Origin of the sequence: Nocardioides sp. NPDC057767, assembly GCF_042798275.1 — a bacterium.
In the GTDB taxonomy this organism is placed as follows: domain Bacteria; phylum Actinomycetota; class Actinomycetes; order Propionibacteriales; family Nocardioidaceae; genus Nocardioides.
Genome location: NZ_JBHVKJ010000104.1, coordinates 1 through 8,671, shown reverse-complemented (window position 1 = coordinate 8,671; position 8,671 = coordinate 1). Strand labels below are relative to the sequence as shown.

The following is an 8,671-nucleotide window of genomic DNA, read 5'->3' as shown; positions in this document are numbered from 1 at the left end:
CTCCAGGCCCCAGCGGGCCTCGCGGCGGCGCAGCTCGTGGGCGAGGGTGGCGAGGATGCGGGCGCCGGTGGCGCCGACGGGGTGGCCGAGCGAGGCCAGGCGCGCGGCCAGGTCGGCGTCGACGGCGCTGCCGATGACCGGCTCCAGGTCACCGTCGAGGACCTGGTCGAGGTTGTAGGACTTGTAGCCGGTGCGGTGGTCGGAGATGCGGTTCTCCGGGAAGTTGTAGGTCCGGATGCGCTCGGAGCGGTCGACGGTGCGCACCTGGGAGCGGCGGGCGTCGGAGGCCTCCGCGTCGGCGGCGTCCTGCGCGGCCTGGAGCAGACGCGAGCGCAGCACGCGCATCGCCTGCTCCTTGTTCTGCAGCTGCGACTTCTCGTTCTGCATCGAGACGACGATGCCAGTGGGGATGTGGGTGATCCGGACCGCCGAATCGGTCGTGTTGACCGACTGGCCGCCGGGGCCGGAGGAGCGGTAGACGTCGATGCGGAGGTCGTTGTCGTTGATCTCGACGTCGACGGGCTCGGCCTCGGGGACCACCAGTACGCCGGCGGCCGAGGTGTGCACCCGGCCCTGCGACTCCGTGACCGGCACCCGCTGGACCCGGTGCACGCCACCCTCGAACTTGAGCAGCGCGTAGGGAGCGCGGCCGGGCTCGGGGTTGCCCTTCGCCTTCACCGCGACGGTGACCGACTTGTAGCCGCCGAGGTCGGACTCGGTGGCGTCGAGGAACTCGAGCTTCCAGCCCTGGCGCTCGGCATAGCGGGTGTACATCCGCAGCAGGTCGCCGGCGAACAACGCCGACTCCTCGCCACCCTCACCCGACTTCACCTCGAGGATCGCGTCCTTGTCGTCGGTCGGGTCGCGGGGCACCAGCAGGCGACGCAGCCGCTCCTCGGCCGCCTCGCGCTGCGGCACCAGCGCATCGGCCTCCTCGGCGAACGCGGGGTCCTCCGCCGCCAGCTCGCGGGCGGCCTCGATGTCGTCACCCAGCTGCTGCCAGGAGCGGTAGGCGTCGATGATCGAGCTCAGCTCGGCGTACCTCTGGTTGAGCTTCTTCGCCAGGCGCGCGTCGGCATGGGTCTCGGGCTCGGCGAGCCGCTTCTCCAGCCCCTCGTGCTCCTCGATCAGCCCTTCGACTGCTTCAAACTGCGTCATGTGCGCCTCCGCTTCGCTCCGGCGGGACATCTCCGCCCGGGAGTGTGTTTCAAACCGTGTGTGCCGCTGAAATACGCCAGCGCCGGCCACCCGCGAATGCAGGGGCCGGCGCTGGGAAGCAGCTACTTGTTGCGCTTGCCGAAGCGAGCCTCGAAGCGAGCCACGCGACCGCCGGTGTCGAGGATCTTCTGCTTGCCCGTGTAGAACGGGTGGCAGTTGGAGCAGACGTCGGCACGGATGGTGCCCTCGGCCACGGTGCTGCGGGTGGTGAACGAGTTGCCGCAGGTGCAGGTGACCTGGGTCTCGACGTACGTCGGGTGGATGTCGGACTTCATGAGGTTCCTCTCAAGACATTGGGCTCCGGGTCGCCGCCGCAGGTTGCGGGACGTGAACCGGCACCGAGGATTCAGTGTATGTGAACGCCTGGGGCCGCCAATAATTCCCGGCGGACCCAGGGCGCTCGACCTCGCTACGGTCGTCTCAGCTCTTGGCGACCTCGTTGAGCAGCACCATGTTGGTCGCGGAACCGGCGACCTTCTCGACCAGGACCGAGGCGGCCTTGGCGCCGTCGAGCGTGGCCAGCGAGGCGCGCAGCTTGCGCACCGCGTCGCCCTCGCCACCGGCGAAGAGCAGGTCGTCGCGGCGGGTGCCCGAGGCGCTGACGTCGACGGCAGGGAAGATCCCGGCCTCGGCGTAGTCCTCGCTCAGCCGCAGCTCGGAGTTGGCGGTGTCCTTGAACGCCTCGAAGATGATCTCGTCGGTCTTCGAACCGGTCTCCACCGCGGCCGTGGCGAGGATGGTCAGCGAGCCACCGTCCTCGACGTTGCGGGCCGCACCGAAGAACCGCTTGGTCGGGTAGAGCGCCGCGGAGTCGACGCCGCCACCGAGGATCCGGCCCGAGGCGGGGACGGAGAGGTTGTAGGCCTTGCCCAGACGGGTCAGCCCGTCGAGCAGGACGACCACGTCGTGGCCGAGCTCGACCAGACGCTTGGCCCGCTCGATGGCCAGCTCGGCGACCACGGTGTGGTCGGCGGGCTGCCGGTCGAAGGTGGAGGCGATGACCTCACCCTTGACGCTGCGCTCGAAGTCGGTGACCTCCTCGGGGCGTTCGTCGACGAGCACCACCATCAGGTGGCACTCCGGGTTGTTGGCGGTGACCGCTCCGGCGATGGCGTGCAGGACCGTGGTCTTGCCAGCCTTCGACGGAGAGGCGATCAGGCCGCGCTGACCCTTGCCGATCGGCGCGACCAGGTCGATGACCCGGCCGGTGACCGGGTCGGCACCGCCCTCGAGGCGCAGCCGCTGGTCGGGGTGGACCGGAGCGAGCTTGTCGAACTCCACACGGTGTTTGGCGACCTCGGGGTCGGCACCGTTGACGGAGTCGATGCGCACCATCGGGTTGTACTTCTCCTTGCGCTCGCCCTCACGGGGCTGACGCACCTGGCCGACGATCGCGTCACCACGGCGCAGGCCGAGGCGCTTGACCAGCGACAGGGAGAGGTAGACGTCGTCGGGTCCGGGCAGGTAGCCGGAGGTGCGGACGAAGGCGTAGTTGTCGAGTACGTCCAAGATGCCCGCTGCGGGCACCAGCACGTCGTCCTCGAGGATGGTCGTGTCCGGCTCGCCGCGGCCCGGGCGGTTGCGGTCGCGGTCGCGGCCACGACGGCGCCGGTTGCGGCGGCTGCCGCCCTCGCCCTGGTCGTCGTCGCCCGCGTCGTCGGCCGACTCGGCCGGCTTCTCCTTCGGGGCGTCCTCGTTCTTCTTCTCCGCGGCGGGCTGGCCGGCCTTCGCTGGGCCCTTGCCCTGGCCACCGCCTGCGGGCTGACCGCCCTGGCCCGACTGACCGCCCTGGCCACCCTGGCCGGACTGGCCGGACTGGCCGCCCTGGCCGGTGCTCTTGTTCTGGTTCTGGTTGCGCTGGCGACGCGGGCGCTGGGCACCCTCGCTGCCGGCGTCAGCAGCCTCGGCGGACTTCTCCGCGGGCTTCTCGGCCTTCTCGGCCTTCTCGGCCGGCTTGTCTGCGGGCTTCTCCGCAGCCTTCTCGGCGGCAGGCCGCTCGGTCTTCTCGGCCGGGGCGGGCGCCGACTGGGCGCGGCTGCTCTGGGCAGCCTTGATCGCGTCGATCAGCTGGGCCTTCTTCATCGAGTTCGCCCCGCTGATGCCCATGCCGTTCGCCATCGCCTTGAGGTCGGCGAGGAGCATTCCGCCAAGGCCACCGCGCTTCTTCGGGGCTGCGTTCGGCTCCGGCGCAGTGGATTCCGTGGTCTCAGTCACGTGAGTCCTTTCCCACGTATCGCCGATCGGCGTACGACGCCGACGGCTCGTCTTGTCAGAACCCCTGACGCGCCGATGCGCGCCAACCGAAGTGGCACGGCACGAAAGGGGGATGTCACACCCATGGACCTGAGCGGCCCGACGAATGTATGTCCAGGCTAACACGCGTGGCACCCGTCACAGCAGGGGCCCGGAGGGCGGGTCAGAGGATGCGTACGCCGTCCATGTCGACGCTCAGCGCATGGCAGGCCCAGCCCGCCGGACAGCGGGCGGCGAGCTTGGTCGTCTCGGCCGACTCGACGCCGCTGCTGAACGCCAGGACCGTCGGGCCGGCGCCCGAGACGATGGCCGCGACGCCGTCGGCGCGCAGCTCGTCGACCAGCGCGAGCGACTCCGGCATGGCGGGTCGGCGGTACTCCTGGTGGAGGAAGTCGCGGGTCGCGCGGTGCAGGTGCTCGGGCGCATCGCTCAGCGCCGCGACCAGGAGAGCCGTACGTCCCGCGTCGGCCGCCGCGTCGGAGTGTGGGACCGTCTCGGGCAGCAGGCCGCGGGCGGCCTTGGTCTCGACGCCGGTCGCGGGCACGAAGACCACGACGCTGACCCGGGGATCGACGGCGGTGCGGACCGCGAAGAAGCCGTCGTCCTCACCCGCGATCGTGAAGCCACCGTGGAAGGCGGGCGCCACGTTGTCGGGGTGCCCCTCGATCTCCGCGGCCATCTGGAAGAGCGTCTCGTCGTCGAGGATCAGCTCGCCACCGGCGACCAGCGCCCGGGCGAGCACGAGCCCGCCGATGATCGCGGCCGAGGACGAGCCCAGGCCGCGCGCGTGCGGGATCCGGTTGCGGCAGTGGAGCCGGAGACCGGCCGGCTGCTTGCCGATGATCTCGAAGGCGGCCCGCATGGAGCGTACGACCAGGTGGGACTCGTCGAGCGGGACCATCCCCTCGCCGGCTCCCTCGACCGTGACCTCCAAGGTCCGTTGCCCGGTGGTCGAGCTTGTCGAGACCACTTCGCCGGTGAGCTCGTCACGCAGGTCGAGCGCGAGGCCGAGGGAGTCGTAGCCGGGACCGAGGTTGGCGGAGGTGGCCGGGACGGTGACGGTCACCGGGCCTTCTACGAACGTCATCGGTGCTACGCGAGCCCTGCGGCGGCGGCCGCGGCCTCGAGGTCGGCGTCGATGACGATCTCGGGGAGCTCGCCGAAGAACTCGAGCGCGGTGGCGGTGTCCTTGAGCCCGTGACCCGTCACGGTGATGACCGTGGTGGCCCCCGCGTACGTCTCACCCAGCTCGAGGTCGGCGAGCAGCCCGGCGACACCGGCTGCCGAGGCGGGCTCGACGAAGACGCCGTCGTTGCGGGCCAGCAGGGCCTGGGCGGAGAGGATCTGGTCGTCGGAGAGCGCGCGGAAACGGCCACCGGACTTGGCGGCGGCGGCCTCGGCGAGCTGCCACGAGGCCGGGTTGCCGATGCGGATCGCGGTCGCCCTGGTCTCCGGGTGCTCGACCGGGTGGCCGAGCACGAGCGGCGCCGCGCCCTCGGCCTGGAAGGCACGCATGACCGGGGTCTTGGTGGCGTGGCCGGCCGCTGCGTACTGCTCGTAGCCGAGCCAGTAGGCGGACAGGTTGCCGGCGTTGCCGATCGGCATCAGGTGGTAGTCGGGGGCGTCGCCGAGACGGTCGACGACCTCGAAGGCCGCCGTCTTCTGGCCCTCCAGGCGGACCGGGTTGACGGAGTTGACCAGCGCGACCGGGTAGCTGTCGGCGAGCGCACGGGAAAGCTTGAGGCAGTCGTCGAAGTTGCCGCGCACCTTGACCACCTCGGCGCCGTGGACCAGCGCCTGGGCCATCTTGGCGGCACTGATCTTGCCGTTGGGGACGAGCACGACCGGGGTGATCCCGGCCTTGGCGGCGTAGGCGGCCATCGACGCGGAGGTGTTGCCGGTCGAGGCGCAGACCACAGCCTTGGCACCCTCGTGGACGGCGACGGAGATGGCCGCGGTCATGCCGCGGTCCTTGAACGAGCCGGTCGGGTTCTGGCCCTCGACCTTCAGCCACACCTCACCCTTGGTGGCGCCGGAGAGCCACTCGGAGTGGACCAGCGGGGTGCCGCCCTCGCCGAGCGTCACCGCCGGGGTGTCCTGGGGGATGTCGAGGAGGGTGCGATACTCCTCGATCACGCCGCGCCATTGGCTTGTGGTCATCAGACTGCTCCTTCTACGCGCATCACCGAGGCGACGTCGCGGACGTACTCCATCTCGCGCAGGTGCTGCACGGTCGCCGCGAGCGCGGCATCGGGGGCCTCGTGGGAGACGACGACGAGCTGGGCATCCTCTCCCCTGCCTTCCTGGCGAACGGCTTTGATCGAGACACCGTGCTCGGAGAAGGCGGTCGCGACGGCGGCGAGCACGCCGGCCTTGTCGGCCACGTCGAGACTGACGTGGTAGCGGGTGACGGTCTCGCCCATCGGGCGCACCGCTCGGGCGGCGTAGGCGGACTCACCGAAGCCGCGGGCGCCGAGAGCCTTGTGGCGAGCGACCGTGACCAGGTCGCCCAGGACCGCGCTGGCGGTCGGCTCGCCGCCCGCGCCCTGGCCGTAGAACATCAGGTCACCCGCGGAGGCGGACTCGACGAAGACGGCGTTGTAGGCGCCGCGTACGGTCGCCAGCGCGTGGGTGCGCGGGATCATCACCGGGTGGACCCTCGCGGAGACGTCGTCACCGTCGAGCTCGGCGATCGCGAGCAGCTTGACGACGCTGCCCATGGCCTTGGCGGAGGCGACGTCGCCGGCGGTCACCTCGGTGATGCCCTCGCGGTAGACGTCGCTGGCGGTCACCCGGGTGTGGAAGGCGAGGCTCGCCAGGATGGCGGCCTTCGCGGCAGCGTCGAAGCCCTCGACGTCGGCGGTCGGGTCGGCCTCGGCGTAGCCGAGCTCCTGGGCCTCGGCGAGCGCCTCCTCGAAGCCGGCACCGTAGGTGTCCATCTTGTCGAGGATGTAGTTGGTGGTGCCGTTGACGATGCCCATCACCTTGGTGACGTGGTCGCCGACGAGCGAGTCGCGCAGCGGGCGCAGGATCGGGATCGCGCCGGCGACGGCGGCCTCGTAGTAGAGATCGGTGCCGGCCTTCTCGGCGGCCTCGTAGAGCGTCGGGCCGTCCTCGGCGAGGAGCGCCTTGTTGGCGGTCACGACGCTCGCGCCGCTCTCCAGCGCCTCGAGGATGAGGCCGCGGGCCGGCTCGATGCCGCCGATCACCTCGACCACGAGGTCGACGTCGTCGCGGGCGACCAGGCCATGGGCGTCCGTCGTCAGCAGCTCGGCGGGGACCTCGACGTCGCGCGGAGCGTCGAGGCGGCGCACGGCCACGCCCCTGAGCTCCAGCGGCGCACCCACTCTGGCGGCGAGATCCGCGTCGCCCTCGAGCAGGAGCCGGACCACCTGGGACCCCACCACACCGCAGCCGAGGACGGCGACGCCCAGGGGTTCGACGGCGTGCGCGGTCGTCTTGTTGCTGCTCACGCGCCCAAGGGTATCCGGGACAGGCTCCAGGGGCCGACTTCCGCTCTAGGCGCGGACACCTCTCACGTCAGGAGCACGACCTTGCCGGTCGTCTCCCGGGCCTCCAGCGCGCGATGGGCGTCCGCGGCCTCGGCGAGCGGAAAGGCGGAGCCGACGTACGGCGTGCGGGAGCCGTCAGCGGCGGCCTCGAGCGAGGCCTGCTCGAACTCCTTGATCCGGCCCTGGACCCAGGGGCCGAGGATGTCGATGATCTTCGCGGCGCCCTCGTAGCCGTCCTGGTCACCGGAGAACCGGACCATCCGGCCGTCGTCGTCGAGGTGGGCATAGACCTGCCTGGGTACGTCACCCCCGACCCCGTCGAGAAGAACAGTGATGCGGGGCTCCTTTGAGCGAAGGCTCTCCAGCCAGCCGTCCGCGCGGTAGTCGATCGCCGTCTGCGCGCCGAAGCCGCGGGCGATCTCGAGCTTTGTCTCCGAACCCGCGAGCCCGACCGCGCGTGCGCCCGCGTTGCGGATGCCCTGGAGCAGGATCGCACCCATGCCACCGGCCGCCGAGGTGACCACGACGACGTCGTCGGGAGTGATCTGGGCGGCCTCGAGCACCGCCGCAGAGGTGCGTCCGGTGCCGATCGCGGCGACCGCCGTGGCCGAGTCGAGACCCTCGGGACGACGGTAGAGCTGCTTCTCGTCGGCGATCGCGAGCTCGGCATAGCCGCCGCTGCTTCCCGGACCGAGGTGGGCGACGACCTTCGCGCCCCGCCAGGCCGGGTCGACGCCTTCACTGATCTCGTCGACCACCCCGGCGACCTCACGGCCCGGAGTCATCGGCAGCTCCGGTCGCGGCATGGTCGGCGGGAGGTCGGCCGCTCGGATCGAGGTGTCGAGGCGGTGGACGCCGGCGGCCTCCACCCTGATGCGTACCTGGCCCGGACCTGGCGTCGGGTCGGGCACCTCCTCGAGGTGCAGGACCTCCGGACCACCGAACTCGTGCTGTCTGATCGCTCGCATGCCTCGATTCAACCTGCTCAAGTTGACTTGAGGTCAAGAGATTTCCGAGACCTCAGGAGAGCTCCGGGATCGGCCTGAGGACGGCGGCGACATCGCGCGCCAGGCGTACGCGACGGAGCAGCTCCTCCACGTCGGGCTCGATGTCGGTGGTGACGGTGATCGCGTCCGCGCGCGCCACCACCCACAGGCGCTCGTCGACGACGTGGCTGGCGAACCGGGACAGCGACCGGGCGTGGTCCTCGTCGGCCGCGATGACGGCGCCGTCCGGGGTGGTCACGTTGGTCTTGGCGCGGAACTCGGGCGGGAAGAAGACGGGGGTCGGGACGCGGCCGGTGCCGGTGTTGCCGGAGCCCGGCGAGAGCCCGATCATCGCGGCAGTCTTGGGCAGGTGAGCAGGGACCCGCACCACCACCCAGCGGGCCGGGCGCCAGGGACCCTTCCCCGGGGACGCCTTGCCGTGCCAGTACTCGACCAGGATGCCGTCGCAGGTGCCGTCGACGACCAGGTCGCAGCGCTCGGCACGTACGTCCGGACCCAGCACCTCCCACCGCACCGGCCGCTGCGCCGCGGCCTTGCCGGTCACCACCGGCCAGCCGAACGTCTGGGCCGCCCGGGTCACGCTGTCGCGCCGTTCCCTGGTGAGCCGGGCGAAGGACGCTCGCGGCATCCTCGACGTGCGCCAGGGGGACGGCACGTACGTCACCAGCCTGGACCCTCAAC

The 8,671-nt window shown here is 71.1% G+C and carries 8 protein-coding genes; all 8 read right to left on the bottom strand.

The features are described 5' to 3' along the window. On the bottom strand, positions 1 to 1,158 hold a 1,158-nt coding region (prfA, locus tag ACFVDI_RS28090; RefSeq protein WP_378912173.1), incomplete at its 3' end, for a peptide chain release factor 1. 122 nt (positions 1,159 to 1,280) lie between these two features. Further along, a complete protein-coding gene (rpmE, locus tag ACFVDI_RS28085; RefSeq protein WP_378912172.1) occupies positions 1,281 to 1,493 on the bottom strand; it encodes a 50S ribosomal protein L31 in 213 nt (70 codons plus the stop codon). A gap of 145 nt (positions 1,494 to 1,638) precedes the next feature. Then, complete coding sequence (gene rho / locus ACFVDI_RS28080; protein WP_378912171.1) at positions 1,639 to 3,432, bottom strand: transcription termination factor Rho; 1,794 nt, start codon at positions 3,430 to 3,432, stop codon at positions 1,639 to 1,641. 202 nt (positions 3,433 to 3,634) lie between these two features. Continuing rightward, complete coding sequence (gene thrB, locus ACFVDI_RS28075) at positions 3,635 to 4,558, bottom strand: homoserine kinase (protein WP_378912170.1); 924 nt, start codon at positions 4,556 to 4,558, stop codon at positions 3,635 to 3,637. Positions 4,559 to 4,563: 5 nt separating this feature from the next. Further along, the gene (gene thrC / locus ACFVDI_RS28070) at positions 4,564 to 5,631 is read right to left on the bottom strand and encodes a threonine synthase (RefSeq protein WP_378912169.1); all 1,068 of its coding nucleotides are present in this window, start codon (positions 5,629 to 5,631) and stop codon (positions 4,564 to 4,566) included. After that, positions 5,631 to 6,944, bottom strand: coding sequence for a homoserine dehydrogenase (locus tag ACFVDI_RS28065; protein WP_378912168.1), 1,314 nt, complete (start codon positions 6,942 to 6,944; stop codon positions 5,631 to 5,633). The genes thrC and ACFVDI_RS28065 overlap by 1 nt, the downstream gene beginning before the upstream one ends. Before the next feature lie 62 nt (positions 6,945 to 7,006). Beyond that, positions 7,007 to 7,951: a zinc-binding dehydrogenase gene (locus ACFVDI_RS28060; RefSeq protein WP_378912167.1), complete on the bottom strand. Its 945-nt coding sequence runs from the start codon at positions 7,949 to 7,951 to the stop codon at positions 7,007 to 7,009. A gap of 52 nt (positions 7,952 to 8,003) precedes the next feature. Beyond that, a complete protein-coding gene (locus tag ACFVDI_RS28055) occupies positions 8,004 to 8,654 on the bottom strand; it encodes a hypothetical protein (RefSeq protein WP_378912166.1) in 651 nt (216 codons plus the stop codon). Positions 8,655 to 8,671 lie beyond the last annotated feature (17 nt).

Excerpts from the sequence above, each read along its gene's own strand:
- rpmE (WP_378912172.1), bottom strand. The coding sequence starts at position 1,493 with ATGAAGTCCGACATCCACCCGACGTACGTCGAGACCCAGGTCACCTGC.
- thrB (WP_378912170.1), bottom strand. The coding sequence starts at position 4,558 with ATGACGTTCGTAGAAGGCCCGGTGACCGTCACCGTCCCGGCCACCTCC.
- thrC (WP_378912169.1), bottom strand. The coding sequence starts at position 5,631 with ATGACCACAAGCCAATGGCGCGGCGTGATCGAGGAGTATCGCACCCTC.
- ACFVDI_RS28060 (WP_378912167.1), bottom strand. The coding sequence starts at position 7,951 with ATGCGAGCGATCAGACAGCACGAGTTCGGTGGTCCGGAGGTCCTGCAC.